Origin of the sequence: Sorangium sp. So ce185, from assembly GCF_051526825.1 — a bacterium.
Classification (GTDB): domain Bacteria; phylum Myxococcota_A; class Polyangia; order Polyangiales; family Polyangiaceae; genus Sorangium; species Sorangium cellulosum_D.
Genome location: NZ_CP150316.1, coordinates 5033216 through 5051462, shown reverse-complemented (window position 1 = coordinate 5051462; position 18247 = coordinate 5033216). Strand labels below are relative to the sequence as shown.

The following is an 18247-nucleotide window of genomic DNA, read 5'->3' as shown; positions in this document are numbered from 1 at the left end:
TGCGCGACGCCCTCCTTCTGCGTGGCTCGGCGTGGGCGCCGCGCTGGTCACCATCGCCGTCGGACTCTGGCTCACCAGGCGCCACGCCCGGCAGGAGGTCCTCCCTTCATGAATGATTCCCAGCGTCGCAAGGGGCTCCGGCTCGAGAGAGCGCGCGCCTCCGCGCAGTTCAAGGGCGGCCGGTTCCAGAACCCGTCGGGCGCCGGCCCCGGCATGAACGGCTCTGCGTTGCCCGTGATCGGCGAGTACTTCTTCGGTCGCGGCCAGCGGACGCCGCCCGGGCCCCTGCCCCTCGCGCGGCCTCACGAGACCTGGGCGCGGCGGAGCGCGACCGGCCTGCGGGTCACGTGGCTCGGCCACAGCACCGTGCTGCTCGAGATCGACGGCCGCCGTGTCCTCACCGATCCGGTGTTCGCCGAGCGCGCCTCCCCCGTCGCGTTCGCGGGCCCGATGCGCTTCCACCCCGTGCCGGCGGCGCTCGACGAGCTGCCGCCGCTCGACGCCGTCCTCCTGTCGCACGACCACTTCGATCACCTCTGCGCCCCCACCATCGAGGCGCTGGCCCGCACGCGCGTGCCCATCGTCACGGCGCTCGGCGTGGGCGCGCACCTCGAGGCGCTCGGCGTCGACCCCGCGCGGATCACCGAGCTCGACTGGCACGAGGGCGCGGAGGTGGGCGGCGTTCGCTTCACCGCCACGCCGTCGCAGCACTTCTCGGGGCGCGGGCCGACGAGCGGCAACAAGACGCTCTGGGCCTCCTGGGTCATCGAGGCAGAGCGGCGCAAGGTATTCTTCTCCGGCGACACCGGGCTGTTCCCCGAATTCGCGGACATCGGCCGTACGCACGGCCCCTTCGACCTGGTGATGCTCGAGGTCGGCGCGTACCACCCCGCGTGGGGGGCAATCCACCTCGGCCCCGAGAACGCGCTGATCGCGTTCCAGATGCTCGGCGGCGGCACGCTCCTTCCGGTCCACTGGGGCACCTTCAACCTCGCCCTCCACGACTGGAACGAGCCGGCCGAGACGTTGCTCTCCCTGGCGGCCGAGCGCGGCGCGCGCGTCGTGACGCCGCAGATCGGCGCGGCCTTCGAGCCCGATCACGTCGACGCGCCGACCCCGTGGTGGCGCGCCGTCGCCGGCGCGCGCTGACGAACGAGGCGGTCCCAGGCGGCTCCCCTTCGCGCGAGCGCTGTCGGCGGCGAACCGCGCCTCGGTTGACAGATCCCGGGCGGCGGGGCATCGAGAGCTCGGGGGCGGGCGCCATGGCGCCGCGCCCCTCCGGCGCAGGCACGGGCGGCGTGGCGGTGACCCGAGAACTCGTTCTTCAGCTCGGCGCGGCGGGTCAGGGGCCGCTCTTTCTGCAGATCGCGCGGGCCGTCGTCGAGGACATCGAACGGGGCCGCCTGCGCCCCGGCGAGCGGCTGCCCTCCAGCCGCAAGCTCGCCACCCAGCTCGGCGTGCACCGCAAGACCGTGGTCGCCGCGTTCCTCGAGCTCGCGCGCCAGGGGTGGATCACGAGCGCGCCCGCCACCGGGACCTACGTCTCGAGCGATCTGCCCGCCAAGCTGCCCCCCTTTCGCCGACGGGCCCTCGCCGACCGGGCCGGGTTCGACCTGCCCCGACGCCCCTTGCCGGCCCCGTCCTCGACCCCGCGCGCCGGCCTGCTCCTGCTCGGCGGGGTGCCCGAGCTCGGCTTCGTGCCGAGGCTGGAGCTGTGCCGCGCCTACCGCCGCGCGCTGCTCGGCGCCGGGGCGCGCGCGCTGATGGACTACGGCGATCCCCGGGGCGAGCCGCGCCTGCGCCGCGCGGTCGTCGAGCTGCTGACCCGGGCGAGGGGCGTGCGGGCGAGCGTCGCGTCGGTCAACATCGTGCGCGGCAGCCAGCAAGGCCTCTACCTCGCGGCGCGCGCGCTGCTCGAGCCGGGCGACTGCGTGGCGATCGAGGCGTACAGCCACCCTGCCGCCCGCGGCGCGCTCGAGCTCGCGGGCGTGGAGCTCGCGCCCGTGCCGCTCGACGGCGAGGGGCTCGACGTCGCCGCGCTCGAGGCGCTCTGCGCGGCCAGGCGGGTCAAGGCGGTCTACACGACGCCCCACCACCAGCTCCCCACGACCGTCACCTTGACCGCGGCGCGGCGCGTGCGCCTGCTCGAGCTGGCGCGGCGCCGGCGCCTGCTCGTGCTCGAAGACGATTACGACCACGAGTTCCGCTACGAGGGGCGGCCGGTGCTGCCCCTCGCGTCCGCCGACCGCCACGGGGTGGTCGTCTACCTGGGCACCCTGTCGAAGATCCTGGCCCCGGGGCTGCGGCTCGGCTTCGTCGTATCCACCCCCGACGTCGCCGAGCGGATCGCGGCCTACCGGGCCTTCGTCGACCACCAGGGCGACCACGCGATCGAGCGCGCCGTCGCCGAGCTGCTCGAGGACGGCGAGATCGATCGGCACACGCAGCGGGTCCGGCGCGCCTACCGCGCCCGCCGCGACGCGCTCTGCGAGGCGCTCGCGCGCCACCTGCCCGGGCTCGAGTTCGCCCCTCCCTGCGGGGGCATGGCCCTCTGGGCGCGGGCCCCTGGCGTCGACGTCGACGCGTGGGCCCGGCGCGCGCACGCGGCGGGCGTCTCCTTCCAGCCCGCGAGCCATTTCGCGCTCGGTCGATGGCCGCTCGACTTCGCCCGCTTCGGCTTCGCCGCGTGCGACGAGGCCCAGCTCGCGGACGCGGCGCGGCGGCTCGCGCAGACGTTGCCGAAGGCGCGGTCGAGGCCCGCGGGCGATCGCCCCTGACGCGCGCCTCGCTCCCCGCGGCGCGCGGGCGACTGGACTACGCGACATCGACGATCTGGCCCCAACGCAGGGTGCCTGCGCGAGTTAGGGTCTGACCGAAGAGGAGACCCGGATATGGTCAAAGCTTTCTTCGCCAGCATGACATTCGGCGCGGCATTGCTCGGCTGCGCCCAGATCGAGGCGCCGAGCCCGCCCCCCGCGGAGGCGGAATCGGAGGGCCAGGCATCGCTCACGACGCACACGAAATGGCTTGTGCAGCGGGGTGCGCGCCTGCTCTTGCTCGGCGTCACCAGCGACAATCACGCCCTTTATCAGGAGGGAGAGCGCGTGTACGCGACCGCGCTCGAGCCGGGCGCGACGAGGCAGCTCGTCGCCCAGGTGCCTCCCGGGAACACCGCGTTCGTTTACACCGTCGGCAAGGTCGCGTTCTGCTGGACCAACCCCGACCGGAGCTTGCCCGGCTTCGGGGTCAGCCCCCTCATCGTGTGGAGCGCGGCGTCCGGCCCGCGCGAGGCGTCCGCCGCCTCGCCCATCGGGACCTTCGCGACCTCGGCGAGCGCCGACGGCCGCTCGGTGCTCTTCCCCACCCGTGGCAACGCCGACGGCAGCGTCGGCGACGTCGAGCTCGCCGCGACCGACATGAGCGAGCGCACGACGCTGCTCGGCGCGGTGCCGATGGGCTTCCCGCTGGGGTATTGTCGGCCCTTCGCCGCGTTCGTCGGCCGCCACGGCCGCTCGCACCCGGTCGCGCTGCACTGCGAGGGCGGCGCGAGCTCTGCCACCTTGTCGAGCTGGGAGCGGGGCGAGAGGGTCGACCTGCTCGGCGGCGTCGCGACGCCCCCCTTCTTCAGCGCCGACGCCGGCGGCGGGTCGTTCTTCACGACGCTGGCGGGCTCGGGGCACCCCGTCGTCGTCTCCGACGACGGCGCGGTGAGCGCGCTCGACGAGGTGCGCTCGCGAATCGGCTTCTTCGCCAAAGGCAGCTCCGTCGTGTACACCGCGCAAACGGAGGCCGGCCTCGAGCTGCGCCGCGCCGCGCCGGGCGACTGTCGGTCGACCGAGACCATCGCCGACGAGGTCGGGGGCATTCTCACCGTGCTGGCCGGGTCGAAGGTCATCACCGACGCGTGGGCGTCGCCCGACGGCAGCAAGGTGGCCTTCTTCACCCAGCGCGACCCCGCGACCGGCCTCTCCGACGTGGCGCTCGCCGACGCGCGCGGCGGTGCCCCGCCCCTGTCGGTCGACCCGCAGACGCGGAACGTGCTCGGCGGCCCGCCCTTCAGCGCCGACTCGAAGCACGTTCTGTTCGCCCGCATCGTCGACCTGACGACCGGCACCGCTCCCCTCTTGGCCTCGGGCGAGGGCGGCGTGCGGCAGTTCAGCGACGACGGGGGCTGGAGCTACCTGCCGGCCGTCCGCGGCCTCGTGTCGTTCAACGACAACACCCATTTCGACGCGGAAGACTTCGCGCGGTCGACGGCCGACCTGAAGGTCGTCGACCTGTCGCGCGAGCCCCTGAAGCCTCGGCTCATCGCGCCGGGGGCGAACCTGACCTACTTCAGCAGCCACGGCGGCCGCCGCCTCGCCTTCACGACGGACCTCCCCGGCACGACGGCCGGCCTCTATTCGGCCGAGGTCGGCAAGTAGCCCGCCCGCGGAGAAATCATCGGTCGCTCGAAAAAAAATCTTCGCGCCCCACGCCGGCAGCCCCATGGGCAGGCCAGACGCCGGGAACAGCACCTCGCCCCTCGGCGTGCACGGGCGGCGTGGGCGCGCAGGCGGCGTGGGTGCGTCGGCCCGCCGCGCGACGTGCTACACGGTGGGCTCACGCCGGCCCTCCGGGGCGGTCGCCCCCCGAGCATCGATATGACTCAGCCTCAGCCCAACAATCCTCTTCACGGCGTCACGCTCCAGATGATCCTCGAGCACCTGGTCGCGCAGCACGGCTGGGAGCAGCTCGGACGCATGATCGACATTCGCTGCTTCAAGTACGATCCCAGCATCAAATCGAGCCTGCAATTCCTGCGACGGACCCCGTGGGCCCGACAGCAGGTGGAGGCGCTCTACGTGCGGGATAAAGCCAAGCCCAGCCCGTAACCGAGGGGCGCGGCGCTCGCGACCTGGACATGGAGGCCGCAGGAGGTCGGCCTCCGTCCCGCGCTGGTCAGGCGCCCGGGGCGCGCACGAACTGCTCGTAGACCACGAGCGTGACCGGCTTGTCGTTGGCGACCTTCACGAGGATGCTCTTGACGCGCAGCCATTCGAGGCCGGTCTTGCCGGCGCCCACGCGCGGAACGCCGATCCGCGCGATCCCCGCCCCGGCGGCGTGCGTCACCATCGCGGCGAGCGCGCGCTCCAGCGCGGCGAGCGAGGGCCTCTTCGTCGCGTTCTCCTGGATCGCGAGGCTGTACACCGTGTCGTCGCCCTCGCTCCAGGCGAAGGCCTCCCCGAGCTGGAGCTTCCGCTCGGCGCTCCGCTGCTCGAACGCCGGGAGCAGGCCCGGCCAGCGCTTCTTGAACGCCACGGAGATCCCCGTGTCCATCTGGCCCACGCAGCTCACGCCGTGCGCGTACGCGTGAAGATCCGGGGTGTTGAGGAGGTCGCCCTTGGTGAAGATCGTCGGCACGCGGCGCACCCTAGCACTTCCGCGGTCAGCTTCGTGAGATCCCGACGGGCCCGCGCACGCGAGGCGAGGAGGCGCCTATGCCCCGGCCACCTCGAGCGCGCGGTTCCGGCCCACGCGGTACGTCCGCATCGGCGCTCTCCCGTACGAGCCCGCCGTGCTCGCCCCAGCGCGCGGCGCGCTGGAGCGAGCGGCAAGGCTCCGGCGGCGAGTCCACGCGAGCGGCGGGCGCGACGTTCGGCCCGAGCTTGCTCGTTCGCGATGGTCGATCCGTCGCCTCGGGCCGCCGTGGTCGCCTCGCTCGCCGAGACGCTTACCCGCGCCGTAATCCTCGGGGATGAGGAGGCGGCCCGAGCCCCGCCGCGACCGGACCGAGCGCCGCCCCGGCGCGGACCATCGCTCCCGAGGGCTGCGACCCATCGTCGCCCGGTTCCCCGGGGCGGGCTTCGGCGACATCGTGCTGATTGCTCGGGATACGATGATCCGTGCGCGCACTTCATGATAGGACGAGACGGCGCTGCGGCTGGCAGCGCCAAGCAATGCTTTTGACCGTGAATCCACAGCCGGCGGCAGCTCGCCGCACAGCGAGGCTCTGCCATGCCGGCGCCGCAGCGAGGAGCTCTCCCATGAGAACCGCCCATCCGTCGATCTCTGTGTTCGCGTTCGCCTGGATGATCTCCGGCTGCATGGCGGCAGCCGAGCCGCACGACGATAACGATGAAGCCGTCGGCGAGGGCGCAGCGTCTCTCGTCGCCTGCGAGGCGCTGCCCTCCGGCGACCTCGTCACGAACGGCAGCTTCGAATTACCGGATCTGCCGATTGGCAGCGTGTGGATCACGTCCTCGCCGACCGCGGTTCCCGGCTGGCGGCCTGCCTATGGCGAGATCGAGCTCCGCGACCGCACGGTCGGCGGGCTCCCCGCGCACGGTTTCCAGAACGTCGAGCTGGACTCCTCGATGTCGAGCGGCATCTACCAGGATCTCACGACCATCCCGGGAGCGGTGTACGAGCTTCGGTTCGCCTTCGCCGCGTCCACGCCATGGGGCGGTCTGGACGAGCACGCGATCGACGTCGTATGGGACGGCGGAGTGGTCGCCTTCCTCTCGACCAGCAGCCAAAACTGGGTCTATTATACCCTCACCGTCATCGCCTCCGGCGCGACGACCCGCCTCCAGTTCAACGATGTGGGCTTCTCGAACGGCATGGGGACGTTCCTCGATCACGTCACCGTGGTCCCCGTCCACCTCGATACGGACGAGGATGGGGTCCCGGACCTGTGCGACAACTGCCCGGAGCAGCCCAACCCCTCCCAGGCCGACGTCGACGGCGACGCCATCGGCGACGCCTGCGAGGTCGAGCCCCAGTGCGTCGTCGTGCAGCGCGGCACCTACGGGAGCGTGCAGGATACGTATATCCAGCCCGGGATCTCGTGGCCCTACGGCGATTACCCGTATCTCGTCACGACGACGCTGCCGGCGGACGTGAAGGCGGGCGTGCTGGCGTTCGATCTGTCGTTCATCCCGGCGGGCTCCAACATCGAATCCGCGGTCCTCACGCTGTCCCACCCGTGGAAGGCGAGCGCCAGCACCATCGAGGTGCACCGCGTGAACGGCCCTTGGCAGGAGTCGACCGTCCACGCCGGCAACTTCCCCGGGTACACCCCGGCCGTGGAGGCCGTGATCGCCACGGTCGCCGAGGCGGACGCCTCCGTGAGCGCCAGCGTGGCGCCCCTCGTCCAGGCCTGGGTGGATGGATCCCAGCCGAACTACGGCGTCGCGCTGCAGGACGTGAACGACCGGACCGACATCCGGTCGAGCGAACATGCGAACGTCGCCCTCCGGCCGAAGCTCGAGGTTTGCTTCACGCCGGCCGAGTAGCGGGGCCGCGCCGGGGCGCGATCGCGCAGCGGCTGCCCCCGGGACGACATCGGGTGCCGGCCGCCGGAGCGGCCGCTCAGCACGGGATCTCGACGCACGCCCACACGGCAGCCCCCGTCGGCTGGAGCTCGCAGGTGCAGCTCCAGGGCGGGGAGCATCGAGCGCAGACCTGCCCGAGGAGTTGTTCGCAGCGCTGGCCGTCGAGCTGCGAGGGATCGGCCGGGCACTCGAACGGCGGGCAGACGTCGGGCGCCTGGCACGACCACGCGCCGTTCGTGCACCGGCAGATCGGCCCACACGTCTCGTAGCCGCAGACCAGGCCCTCGGTGTCGCAGCAGCCTCCCTCGGGTGGGGGCGATTTCGGCGGGTGCACGTCGTTCTGCTGACCGGTCTGGGACGAGGAGCAGAGCGTGTCCGTGCCGCTGCACGCGCACGACATCGCCGTGCTCTTGCACTGCAGGCCTGGCGAACACGCGGCTCCCGGCGGTTCGGAGAAGGGGATGCAGCTGCCGCCGGCCCCAGCTCCGCCGGCCCCAGCTCCGCCGACCCCAGCGCCCGCAGCCCCCGTACCTTCGGTGCCCGCGCCACCGGCCCCTGTGCTGCCGGCGCTCACGCCGCCGGCGCCGCTCCCGCTCGAGCCCGCGGCCTGCGAGGAGCCCTGAGGGCCTTCGACCGGCGCGCCGCACGCGGCGGCGACCGCAGCGGCCGCGGGGATCAGGGCTGCGGCGAGGAAGCGGCGTGCGTGACCCATGTCGCCCACATTACCACCGGGGGCGACGGCTAGGAATGATGGGAACGCGTCGTCCGCAACGTCGACCCTGGCCATGGAGTCGTCCTGGAGGGTTCGAGGCCGATGATGGCGTGGTCAGCACGGAATGATGGGTCGGCCATCCTTCGATGCTGGGACGTCCATCGGCGCAGCCTGCGGGGGCAGCCCCGGAGCATGACCCGGCCAACCTCCAGCACGGGTTCAGCAACGATCGCGACGCTCGCGATCGTTGCACGTGCGCCGCGGCGCGCGCTTCGAACGCTCCGGCAGGCGTCGACGGAGATCGGGGGTCCGTGTCCGCGTTTCTCCTCGGGCGCCGAACGACCAAAAACGCGCATCCGATGAGGGGGTCTGCCCAGTGTCAAGAAGCATTAAGCGCAAACTGGGGTCCTTGACGGTGCTCGGTCGCGATGACACATCTGCCCGCAACGCTGTGAGCGCCTCGGCGGCATCCAGCGGGGCGCTGCGCCGGTCTCCGTGATGAACGCGCGCCCGTACACTGCTGTTTCGGTGCTCGAAGCCCCGTCGAGCCCGAGGCGCAGCGCGGCCGAGGACAGCGACGGCGGTCGTCTGGTTCGTTCTCGAACAGGATATCGTTCACCCTTGTTTTTGATGCTCCTATGCCAGTCAACCAAACCAAGCTCTCCAACGTCGTATTCCGTCATGTCGCTGTGCGTCGGGCCTTGCCTGCCGCCCTGCTGGGGCTCTCGGCCATCGCCCTGGGCTGCGGCGACGCCGAGCCGGTCGCCCAGGTGTCGGCGCCCGTGGTCGCCAGCGAGCCGGCCAGCGCGCCCGCTCGAGCGCTGCGGAGGCTCCAGGACAAGTCGCTGGCGTCCTCATGGATTCCGAGCGACGTCTCCGACGTTCGCGTCGTGATCAAGTTCCACGAAGGGACAGGCGTTCGGCTGCGCGGCTCGCTGCTGAGCAGCGATCGTATCGGCGATCTCTCGAGCGCCGCAAGCGGCCTCGATCCCGAGCAGCTGCAGCATGATCTGGACAGCATCACCGCGCTGCTCTCGAAGCGTTCGCTCGATCTCAAGCCCTTGTTCCCGTTGCCGGAGGCGCGGCTCTCGTCGCTCAAGAGCAGCGGCGAGCGACGGAGCGCGATCCAGCTCTCGGATCTCGGGCTCTACTTCGACGCCCCCTGGTCAGGAGGGCCACGGAGCGCGCTGGTCGAGCTGGTGGAGGCGCTGAACGCCCACCCGAGCGTGGAGATCGCCTATGTGCAGCCGAAGCCCGAGCTCGCGACCGCGGCCCCGGAGGCGGGCGCCGGCCTCGTGGCCCTGGACGCGAACACGCCGGATTTCACGTCCCTGCAAGGCTACGTGAGCAGCGACGCGAACGGCATGGGGGTGGCCGAGGCCCGGTCGTTCCCGGGCGGCCGTGGCGAGAACGTCCGGATCATCGACGTCGAGCAATACTGGGTCCCCGACCACGAGGATCTCCCGGCGCCCTTCTTCTACGCGCCCGCGCCGAGCTCCGGGAACGCCGATCACGGCACCGCCGTGGCAGGCGTCATGGTCGGGCAGGAGAACGGCTTCGGCGTGACCGGGGTCGCGCCGCTCTCGGGCGTCGGCTACGCGAGCTGGTTGAACAACGGCGTCGGCCCCGCGATCGCGCTGGCCGCCGAGCAGCTGGACGCCGGCGACATCGTGCTCATCGAGGTGCACGCTCGCGGCCCGGCCACGGCCACGTGCACCTGCAACTCCAGCCAGTGCGACTTCGTTCCCATGGAGTTCTTCTCGGCCGAGTTCGATGCGATCCAGACGGCCACGGCCAACGGGATCATCGTGGTCGAGGCGGCCGGCAACGGCTCGGTGGATCTGGATCATCCGTCGTACGGAGGTGTCTTCGACCGGACCGTCCGGGACTCCGGCGCGTTGATGGTGGGCGCGAGCCTGTCGACCTCGCGCAGGCCGACGTGTTACAGCAACTCCGGCGGCCGCGTGGATGTCCATGCCTGGGGAGAGTACGTGACCACGACGGGAGGTGCCGGTGAGCTCTACAGCGGAACGCTGGGCGAGCGGGACCGTTATACCGCGACGTTCTCCGGGACGTCGAGCGCCTCTGCGGTCGTGAGCGGCGCGGTGGCCGTGGTGCAGAGCGTCGCGCAGCAGGCGTCAGGGCCGCTCACGCCGCAAGAGTTGCGCGATCTGCTCGTGAATACCGGGAAGCCGCAGCAGTCCGAGCTGAGCCGCGAGATCGGCCCGCTCCCGGATCTCGCCGCGGCGGCGCCCCTGGTGGCCGACCCCGGGAGCTGCGGCGACGGCGTTTGCTCCGCGCTCGAGAGTTGCCAGTCGTGCGAGGTGGACTGCGGCACCTGCTCGACCTGCGTGCCCGCGGACTGCGGGTCGGCGGCGCACGTGACCATCCCTTACGTGAACAACGGTCCTATCAATACGTGTGTGTTCTTCGACGCGGCGAGCTCGAACCTGAACTCCTGGAACATGGCGACCGTCGAGCTCAACGGAGTCAACATCTCAAACACGTGGGTTCCGTCCTCGAGCTATCCCGCTACCTGCGACGGCGGATACTACCTGCGTCTGGTCGGCAGCTTCCCCTGGTCTCACGTCGAAGTGAACTGAGGCGACGCTGACCACAGGGCGCGCGCGGCGGGGAGCAGGAAAAAGAGCGCCGCGAAGCCTCGCCATGCACCTCCGCGTCCTCGACGCCCTCGACCGCGTCCCGCCCCGCCGCCGTCGCCCTGCTCGCTGACCTCGCCGCGGCGCGGCGGAGGCGCCGCCTCCACTGTCACTTCGTCAGCACGCAGGCCGCCGTGGCCCAAGGCGCCCCGCTACTGGGCGGCATCCCAGACGCGTTGCTGCCAAGCGCTCACGTCCCCATCAACGTCGGCAGTGTCGTGAAGCTCGAGGTGACGCATGAACCGTCCAGGAGCGGGCTCCACAACTTCCTCGAAAGAGGGGCCGAGCTTCTCGAGCGCCCCGCCGAGTACGCGCCCCGCCCCCCGTGACGCTGGGCGAGATCCCGCTCGACCCTCCAGGCAGGTCCACGGGATCGAAGAGGAGCTCGGGCGACCCGGTACTACGACCCGCGATGGCGCCGCCGGTAGCGGTCGTCCTCGTACGATGAGAACTTGCCCCATCTGTACACATGGCAGGCCGAGAATGGACGCTCTTGCCCGCTGCAGACCGGGAGCTCTCTCAGCAGGTCGGCATCCAGCGGCTCCGGGCTCGTGATGCGCGCCGCACCGCCCGCGTCGAGCGCCTGCCCGGCCGCGAGCACGACCCCCTCGGCGCTGTCGGAGACGACGTCGGTGCCTTGCTTGAAGCCTGGAACGTCGAGTTCCACGACGTTCACACCCGGCCCTGACCACGCGCGCGTCCTGCCACGCGTGCCGGGCGCGAACGTAGAAATCCCGAGCTCACGCGCGACCGCTTCACCGACGAAGCATGACGACTCCAGACGCGGACGAGCCACGATGTGAGGGCGATGATACGCCACAACATAGCCGTCCAGGAGCGCCATCACTTCCCAGTAATGGCACACGTCCTCAAAAGCGAGTGTGAAATACTCGGGTCCATCAACATGACTCCCGTAGAAGACGCAGCCGTCCTGTGCAAGCCACACCCAAGGGTCGTCCAGCATCCACAGGGGCAGGAGGGTCTGTGAAGGGTCCCGCGGATCGGCGCGCGTACCGTATTCTTGCAGGTCGTCGCGCTCCCACGGAACTTCGCCGCGCAAGTAGCGCAGCGATGCATGGATACCGAAGACGCCGCTCGGTGTGCGGCAGAGCCCGCCCGTGAGCATCTCAGCGCGAAGCACCGCGCTGGAGCAGGGCCAGCGTATCGTCGCGAGCTCCCTCTGGAGCTCGGAAGACGGCACGGTCCACTCGACGGAGCGGTGAATGCCGAGCCGCCGAAGCAGTTCCTGAGCAAGCGCGCTCAGCGCGCCGGTATCGTGTCTGGGTTCGGACATGTTGTTGACAGGCCTCTAGGTGTATCTCCTGCGCGGTCCGAGGTAGTTGGGTTTCGGTGGGCTGTAATTCGTCATCGGACCAGTGCCCGCCGCGTTCATGTATCCGGGCTGCACAGCCGAGGTGGCAGGTGCCCCCCATCGCGCTTGGAGATTGGCGATGAGTTGCGAGCAGTTCGGACATGGAGCACGGGGCGTGCCATCCTCGTGCTGCGATGAGATGGCTCCAATCGCTCCGAGACATCGCTGGATCTGCGCACGATCTCGCGGGTTGTTGGGGTTGAGCGGCTGCCCGCCGTTGTGCTGCTGCTCCCACGCGCGAATGTAATTGGTGAGCGCGTGGGGCTCGCCGCAAGTGTGCGGCGGGCGACCCGACGGACCCGTGTGCTGGATACTGCCGGTCTCCGGGTTAGCGAACGGCCCGCGCGGTAGAGCGTTCCAAACGACGGGATGAATCCCCTGCGGCGAAGAGTGATTCGGATGCCGGGTGCTGTGGCCGGTCTGGGTGATCGTCCCGTCGCTCGACGTGACGGTGGTCGTCACCGGCTGTAGACCGAGCGGATCGACATACCGGTACGGCTGGCTCCGCGCATACTCGAACGCCCCCGTGCCGCCGCTGAGCCCCGAGGGATCGGCGTTGATGAACAGGCCGAGCGCAGGATCGTAGTAGCGATGGCGGTTGTACGAGAGTCCGGTGTCTTCGTCGAAGTATTGCCCGAGGAAGCGCAGCGGCGTCGTCGCCGGCCCCTCGAAGCTTACGGCGCCCCAAACGGAGCTGCGCACACGAGAGAGGATGGCGCCGTCGCCTGCGACGAGCAGGGCCGGGAGATCCGCAGGGCCGGCCACGTAGTGGACCCACGGCTGATGGACGGCTTGGCCGTGCCGATGGACCGTGTCACGGTGCGCCAGGGGAGCGCCGACGTCGTCGTGCACGTAGAGCCGTTCATGAACGATGCGCCGCTCGTGCGCCGCGACTTCGAACGTCGTTTCGTGGAATAGGAGGCCCTGGCACCAAGCAAAGCGGGTCTCGGTCACCGCCCCTCCCGGCGGGCCGCGCCGCCGGAGCACGAGGCGCCCATCCGTGTCGTAGGTGTACTCGACGCGCGTGCCGTCTGGCAGGCGGACGGCGGAGAGGAGGCCGCGGCCGTTCCACTCGTAGCGCGTCTCCCCGCCCGCGTCGTCCGTCTTGCGGACGCGCCGCGCCTCCGCGTCGTACTGGTACGACTCCCCTCCACGCCGCAGCGGTGTGCCCCCGGGCCCGTAGACCCGGGACGGGCCGCCCACCTCGTGCGTGTGACCCGAGCCATCGTAGGCAAAACGCTCGACACCCGCGCGCGTGGATCGCTGGACGACGCGCCCGAGGGCGTCATAGGCGTACGTCTCCCGCTCGCCGTCGCTCGTCGCGCGCTCGAGCAGCTCGCCGCCGCGCGACACGGCGAACGCCTCTGCGAACGTGGTCCCTTCGGGTAGCCGTCCGACCCAATCCGGCGAATTACGGCGCGCCTCGTGCGCTCCGATCACACGGCGCTCGAGCAGGGCGCCCATGCCGTCGTAGCGGCACACGATCGAGCCGCCTTCCGGCAATGTGCGCGCCACCTCGCGTCCCAGGCCGTCCAGCGTGCGCTCGATGACGCCGCCGTCGGGCAAGTGGATGCGCGTCGCTCGACCCATGAGATCGCGAGCCACCCGCAGGCGCCCCCCGGCCGGCGAGCGCCGCTCGACGACTTGGCCGACCGCGTCGACGATGTACTCGACCGGCAATGCTGCCCCCGCGACGGTCGACGTCTCCTTGATGAGATGGCCTCGAGCGTTGTAAGCAAACGTGGTCCTCACGCCGCCCGCTGCCGAGGCGATCAGCCGCCCCTCGGAGTCATACTCGAACGACTCCTCGCTCCCGTCGTCGTACGCCCGCTTGATGACGCGACCCGCAGCGTCGCGCTCGATCTCGGTCCGCTCCCCCGCGCCGTTCTTGTGCGCGGTGAGCTGCCCCGCAGCGTCGAGCTTGTAATCGTACCTCCGCCCGTCGAAGAACGTCTCTGCGATCACGCGGCCCGCGACGTCGCGGTTCACCGTGTGGATCTCGCCGCGTTCGTTCACGATCTGGACGAGCTGCCCCTCACGATCGTAGCGGTAGTGGATCGACTCACCATTCGGCTTGTCGAGGCGATACACCATATGGTGCCCCGCCCAGTGCATTCGCCATGTAGCGCCATCCGGAGTGCGGTACGCGGCGATGTGTCCGTCCGCGTCGTGCTCGACGGCCGTCACCGCGCCGTTCGGGAGCGTGATCGACTGGAGCACGCCCATCGCGTCGTAGTGGTACGCTGTCCGGTATCCCTCTTCGTCGGTGAACCCGACTATCCGGCCGATGTCGTCGACCTCGATCGACCTCGCCCGGCCGTTCGGCTCGATGAGCCGCACGAGGTTGCCTTGTGCGTCGTGTTCAAAGCGGGTCAGGGCGCCGTTCGGCATCTCAGCGGAGAGGCGCAGGCCGCGCGCGTCGTACGTGCACCGCAGGAGCAGCCCGAGCGCATCGGTCGTCTCCAGGAGGTTCCCCGTGCCGTCACGCACGTAGGAAATGGCGTGGCCGAGCGAGTCGACCGCCTCGACGAGGTACCCTGCCGCGTCGCAGCGAAACTGATTGGTGGCGCCGGTTGGATCGACGACCGTACGGACGCGCCCGTCCTCACCCCGCTCGTAGCGCGTCACGTTGCCGTTCGGGTCGGCATACGCGATCATGCGCCCCTGCTCATCGTAGCGCATCGTCTCGACCCACACGCCCGAGGCAAGATCGATGGTGCCGCCCGCGTTGTGATCGAAGCGCCGCGTCTGCCGCGAGTCGATCACGGTGGTGGTGCCCTCCTCGTAATCCAGGCGCACGTGGAGCATGCCCTTCGCCTCGGTGATGCCGTCGGCGAGCACAGGGGGGACGGCGTCGGCGAGCGCTGGATCTCGAGCACCCTCGTAGTCGACCCACGACTCGACGCAGCGACCGCGCGCGTCGTACCGGTAGTGGACACACCGGCCCGACGGGAAGCGCTGCTCGGTGAGCCGATGCTCCCGATCGTAGGCGTACCGAAGTCGCCGCCCTTCGGCGTCGATGACCGCGACGAGATCGCCGCGCGCGTCGTACTCGTAAGATCGGTACGACAGCGTACGCCCGTGCGAGGTCCGGATCTCGAAGCGTGCGATACGCCCGTTCGCACCGCGACGGACGGCGACCCCACGACCGGCGCTGTCGACGATCCACACGAGCGCGCCGCTCGGATCATAATCGAGCGTGATGACGTTGCGGGCGCGGTCGAAGACCTCGGTGAGGCGATAGCTCCTCACCGGCTCGCTCGACGTGGCCTCGAACCGGTAGAGGACATCCTCGTCATCCGCGAGGACGATGAAGTCCGGGCCGATGCGGAACGTACCGACGCCGCTCACGGTCAACGTCTCCTGATCCGGCTCGAGCGGGTGCCGGACGGGGTCGCCGAACGGCGCGTGGACTTCGAGCGACCTGCGGTGTCGAACCAGAGACCAGGCGAGCGAATGAGACCAGCCGTGGCCGAGGCCGACATCGCGCTCGTGAGCTGACGAGGAATACGCGCGCTGCAGTGCGTAGACCAGCGGCCCCACGAGGGGTACGTCCGTCTCTCGCGCGGTGTACACACGGCCGCTCACCGGATCGACCGGATCGCCAGCGTGCGTCCCGCCGCCGCCGCCGTGCACGGGGTTCATGCATCCTCCGCCGCTGCCCGGCCCACACGCGCCCGCGCCCTTTCCGCCCCCGTTCGCCCCCTTTCCGCCGTTCTTCCCGCCCGCGCCTTGCCTACCGGCTCCAGCCTGCCCGTTCTTCCCGTTGCCCCCTCCCCCGCCCGCACCACCTCCCATGACGAAGACGCCAGGGTTCATGCCAGGAATGGCGGGGATATTCGGTACGGGAGCCGTGCGGGCCATGGGAGAACGGTATCACACCCGCCCGGAAGTCGGCCCGGACTCACGCTTCTGCGATCGAGGCTGTCTCCTCCGCCATCACCGGACACATGGATCGCGCGCGGCGTGCACACACGAAACGGTCCGCGAAACACAATGAGAACAGATTATTTCAATACGGCATGCCGAAGGAGCCGTGAAGATGCGCAGCCGATCCCTCCTTGGCACATCTCAGCCAGCCCGCGCCCCGCCGCTCTCGCGCTTCACCCCGGCGCCGCGACCACCACCACCGCGCGCTCCCCGCCGTCGCTCCCGGCCAGCGAGACCGCGCACGGGTGCGGCGCGAACCCGCGCGCGAACGCCTCCGACGCGATCGCGAGGTGCAGCGGAATCGCCGCGGCGCCCAGGTGGCCTATCCGCTGCGCCGGGCTCTCCACCTGCTGCGGATCGCAGAAGAGGTGCTGTGTGCGCACCGAGGCCGCCTGGAGCTCGAAATGGCGGAACGTCTCGAACGTCAGATCGGTGAGCATCCAGCCGGCGCGCAGCCCGCGCTCGGACAGCGGCGCCAGCGCCGAGCGGAGCGCGGCGGTGAGGCCCGCGGCCTGGAACGCCGATTCGTCGTTGTCCGGGCGGGCCCGCTCGTGCGCGGTGGCCACGCCGACGATCTGCCCCAGGTCGCGGAGCTGGGCGCGGCGCGCGACCTCGGGGCGCATGAGCACCACGAACGCCGCGCACTCCCCCGGGATCAGCGAATCGAGGTTGTCCGGCCGGAAGATCCGCCCCGCGGCGTCGAGCGCGGCGATGCGCGCGGGATCGTAGTCGGTGTGCACACCGCCGAGCAGCGCCGCGTCGATCGCCCCCCGCCCGAGCGCGTCGTACAGCTCCGGCAGCGCGAACCCCGCCGCCGCGGCCCCGCGCGTCGAGACCTTCACCGCGAGCTCCGGCGCGTGCGCCTGGCCGCGCGCCGCGAGCTCGGCGCCGAGCCGCTGCGCCGGCGCCTCGCCCCCCGGCGACCGCTGCCCGAGGTGCTCGTCCAGGCACAGGGTCATCTGCATCCGCAGCCCCCGCGCCGCGGGGCCGAGCTTCTCGAGCGCCTCGCCGAGCGCGCGCTCCGCGAGCAGGGCGGCGCGCTGCGCCCCCGTGACGAGCGGATCCAGCGTCGGGAGGAAGCACATCGTGAGCGGCTCGCCGCTCGCGTCCACGAGCGGCGCCTCGCGCATCGCCGCGGCCGCGGCGCGGTGCGAGAACGCCGTGTCGATCGCCCGCAGCCCGATCGGCGTGACCGCGCCCGCGGCCACCATGACGGCGAGGGGCCTCACGCGCGCCCCCGCTCGCGCACGACCACGCGCGCGTCCTTCATCCGCCGCGGCGCCTTGACGTGCGCGCGCCAGACCATCTCGACCGCCACCGGCTTCTGCGGGCCGGTGGCGTAGAGATCGATCAGCACCGTGTCGAGGTGCGGCGCGAACGCGGCCGGCGCGCGGTCCTTCACCTGGAACTCGATCTCCACCTGCACCCGCGGCAGCTCGAAGCTGAGCGCCCCCTCGGGCGTCAGGTTGAGCGTCCGCACCGGCTCGCCGCCCGCGAGCGGCGGATCCGCGATCAGGCCGGGCGAGGCGCAGAGGTTGTAGCGAGGGTCGAAATCCTCGGGCAGGAGCGGCGCGCGGAGCTCCCGCCAGGTCGCGTCGTACGTCCCGGCGTACCGGCGGCGCGGCTCCCAGTGCCGGCCCACGACCCCGATCCCCGCGGGCGGCGGCGCGGTCTTCGCGGTCCGGATCGGGAACGCGGGGTCCTCGATGTTCGGCGCCGGCTGGTGCGTGAGCGAGGCCGGCGCGCCCGTGACGCCCATGCCGATCGGGTTGCGCGGCTCCTCGACGATCGCCGCGGGATCCTCGTCGTCCCGCCCGCCCCACGCGTGGTCGTAGCGCATGTCGATATGCTCGATCGGCGAAGGCGCGGTGAGGCCGGCGCCCTTGTCGACCCAGAGCCGCCTGCCGAACACGACGAGCGACTTCCGGAGCGGGCCGACCTCGACGCGCACGTCGAAGGACGGCGCCGGCCTGCCGTTCGGCGCGTACGCCCGGGCCACGAAGATCACGTCGGTGGCCGGCTTGAAGAGGCACACGTCCGCCGGATAGGCGACGCTCTCCGGCTTGTCCTCCTCCCAGGGCAGATCGGCGAGGCGGACCCCGCGCGCGCGCTCCGGCGGCGAGAGCTCGAAGGTGCCGTCCTCCTGGAGCTCGAAGCTCGCCTTGACGATCGCGACCAGCTTCTCGCCGTCCCGATCGACGAGGAGCTGCGGGTGCGCGGCGAAGTCCGTCTTGTTGTCGAGCGGGGGCTGGTCCAT

The 18247-nt window shown here is 71.0% G+C and carries 12 protein-coding genes; 6 read left to right on the top strand and 6 right to left on the bottom strand.

What is annotated here, in order from left to right; translation table 11 throughout:
- Positions 1 to 108: 108 nt before the first annotated feature.
- The 4 genes from WMF26_RS18560 (at position 109) to WMF26_RS18545 (ending at position 4874) form a co-directional block, all read left to right on the top strand.
- Positions 109 to 1149 (top strand): MBL fold metallo-hydrolase, encoded by a 1041-nt coding sequence (locus tag WMF26_RS18560; RefSeq protein ID WP_061629619.1) that lies wholly within the window; start codon positions 109 to 111, stop codon positions 1147 to 1149.
- A gap of 113 nt (positions 1150 to 1262) precedes the next feature.
- Complete coding sequence (locus WMF26_RS18555) at positions 1263 to 2777, top strand: PLP-dependent aminotransferase family protein (protein ID WP_438001395.1); 1515 nt, start codon at positions 1263 to 1265, stop codon at positions 2775 to 2777.
- A 114-nt stretch (positions 2778 to 2891) separates the two neighbouring features.
- A complete protein-coding gene (locus WMF26_RS18550) occupies positions 2892 to 4424 on the top strand; it encodes a TolB family protein (RefSeq protein WP_438001394.1) in 1533 nt (510 codons plus the stop codon).
- A 219-nt stretch (positions 4425 to 4643) separates the two neighbouring features.
- Positions 4644 to 4874 (top strand): VF530 family DNA-binding protein, encoded by a 231-nt coding sequence (locus WMF26_RS18545; protein WP_020735680.1) that lies wholly within the window; start codon positions 4644 to 4646, stop codon positions 4872 to 4874.
- Between the two features lie 67 nt (positions 4875 to 4941).
- On the opposite strand, the gene WMF26_RS18540 is transcribed toward WMF26_RS18545, so the two are convergent.
- Positions 4942 to 5403 (bottom strand): macro domain-containing protein, encoded by a 462-nt coding sequence (locus WMF26_RS18540; protein WP_061629623.1) that lies wholly within the window; start codon positions 5401 to 5403, stop codon positions 4942 to 4944.
- A gap of 623 nt (positions 5404 to 6026) precedes the next feature.
- On the opposite strand from WMF26_RS18540, the gene WMF26_RS18535 reads away from it, so the two are divergent.
- Positions 6027 to 7277, top strand: coding sequence for a DNRLRE domain-containing protein (locus WMF26_RS18535; RefSeq protein ID WP_438001393.1), 1251 nt, complete (start codon positions 6027 to 6029; stop codon positions 7275 to 7277).
- Between the two features lie 76 nt (positions 7278 to 7353).
- Here the strand turns inward: WMF26_RS18535 and WMF26_RS18530 are convergent, their stop codons facing one another.
- The gene (locus WMF26_RS18530) at positions 7354 to 8028 is read right to left on the bottom strand and encodes a hypothetical protein (RefSeq protein WP_438001392.1); all 675 of its coding nucleotides are present in this window, start codon (positions 8026 to 8028) and stop codon (positions 7354 to 7356) included.
- 638 nt (positions 8029 to 8666) lie between these two features.
- On the opposite strand from WMF26_RS18530, the gene WMF26_RS18525 reads away from it, so the two are divergent.
- The gene (locus WMF26_RS18525; protein ID WP_438001391.1) at positions 8667 to 10631 is read left to right on the top strand and encodes a S8 family serine peptidase; all 1965 of its coding nucleotides are present in this window, start codon (positions 8667 to 8669) and stop codon (positions 10629 to 10631) included.
- 457 nt (positions 10632 to 11088) lie between these two features.
- Here WMF26_RS18525 and WMF26_RS18520 read toward each other — a convergent pair whose 3' ends face one another.
- The 4 genes from WMF26_RS18520 to WMF26_RS18505 all read right to left on the bottom strand — a co-directional run bounded on the left by WMF26_RS18520 (position 11089) and on the right by WMF26_RS18505 (position 18247).
- The gene (locus WMF26_RS18520; RefSeq protein ID WP_438001390.1) at positions 11089 to 11982 is read right to left on the bottom strand and encodes a hypothetical protein; all 894 of its coding nucleotides are present in this window, start codon (positions 11980 to 11982) and stop codon (positions 11089 to 11091) included.
- A 15-nt stretch (positions 11983 to 11997) separates the two neighbouring features.
- Complete coding sequence (locus WMF26_RS18515; protein WP_438001389.1) at positions 11998 to 15705, bottom strand: RHS repeat-associated core domain-containing protein; 3708 nt, start codon at positions 15703 to 15705, stop codon at positions 11998 to 12000.
- 458 nt (positions 15706 to 16163) lie between these two features.
- Complete coding sequence (locus tag WMF26_RS18510) at positions 16164 to 17219, bottom strand: beta-ketoacyl synthase N-terminal-like domain-containing protein (RefSeq protein WP_438001388.1); 1056 nt, start codon at positions 17217 to 17219, stop codon at positions 16164 to 16166.
- Positions 17216 to 18247: a DUF2169 family type VI secretion system accessory protein gene (locus WMF26_RS18505; protein ID WP_438001387.1), complete on the bottom strand. Its 1032-nt coding sequence runs from the start codon at positions 18245 to 18247 to the stop codon at positions 17216 to 17218. The genes WMF26_RS18510 and WMF26_RS18505 overlap by 4 nt, the downstream gene beginning before the upstream one ends.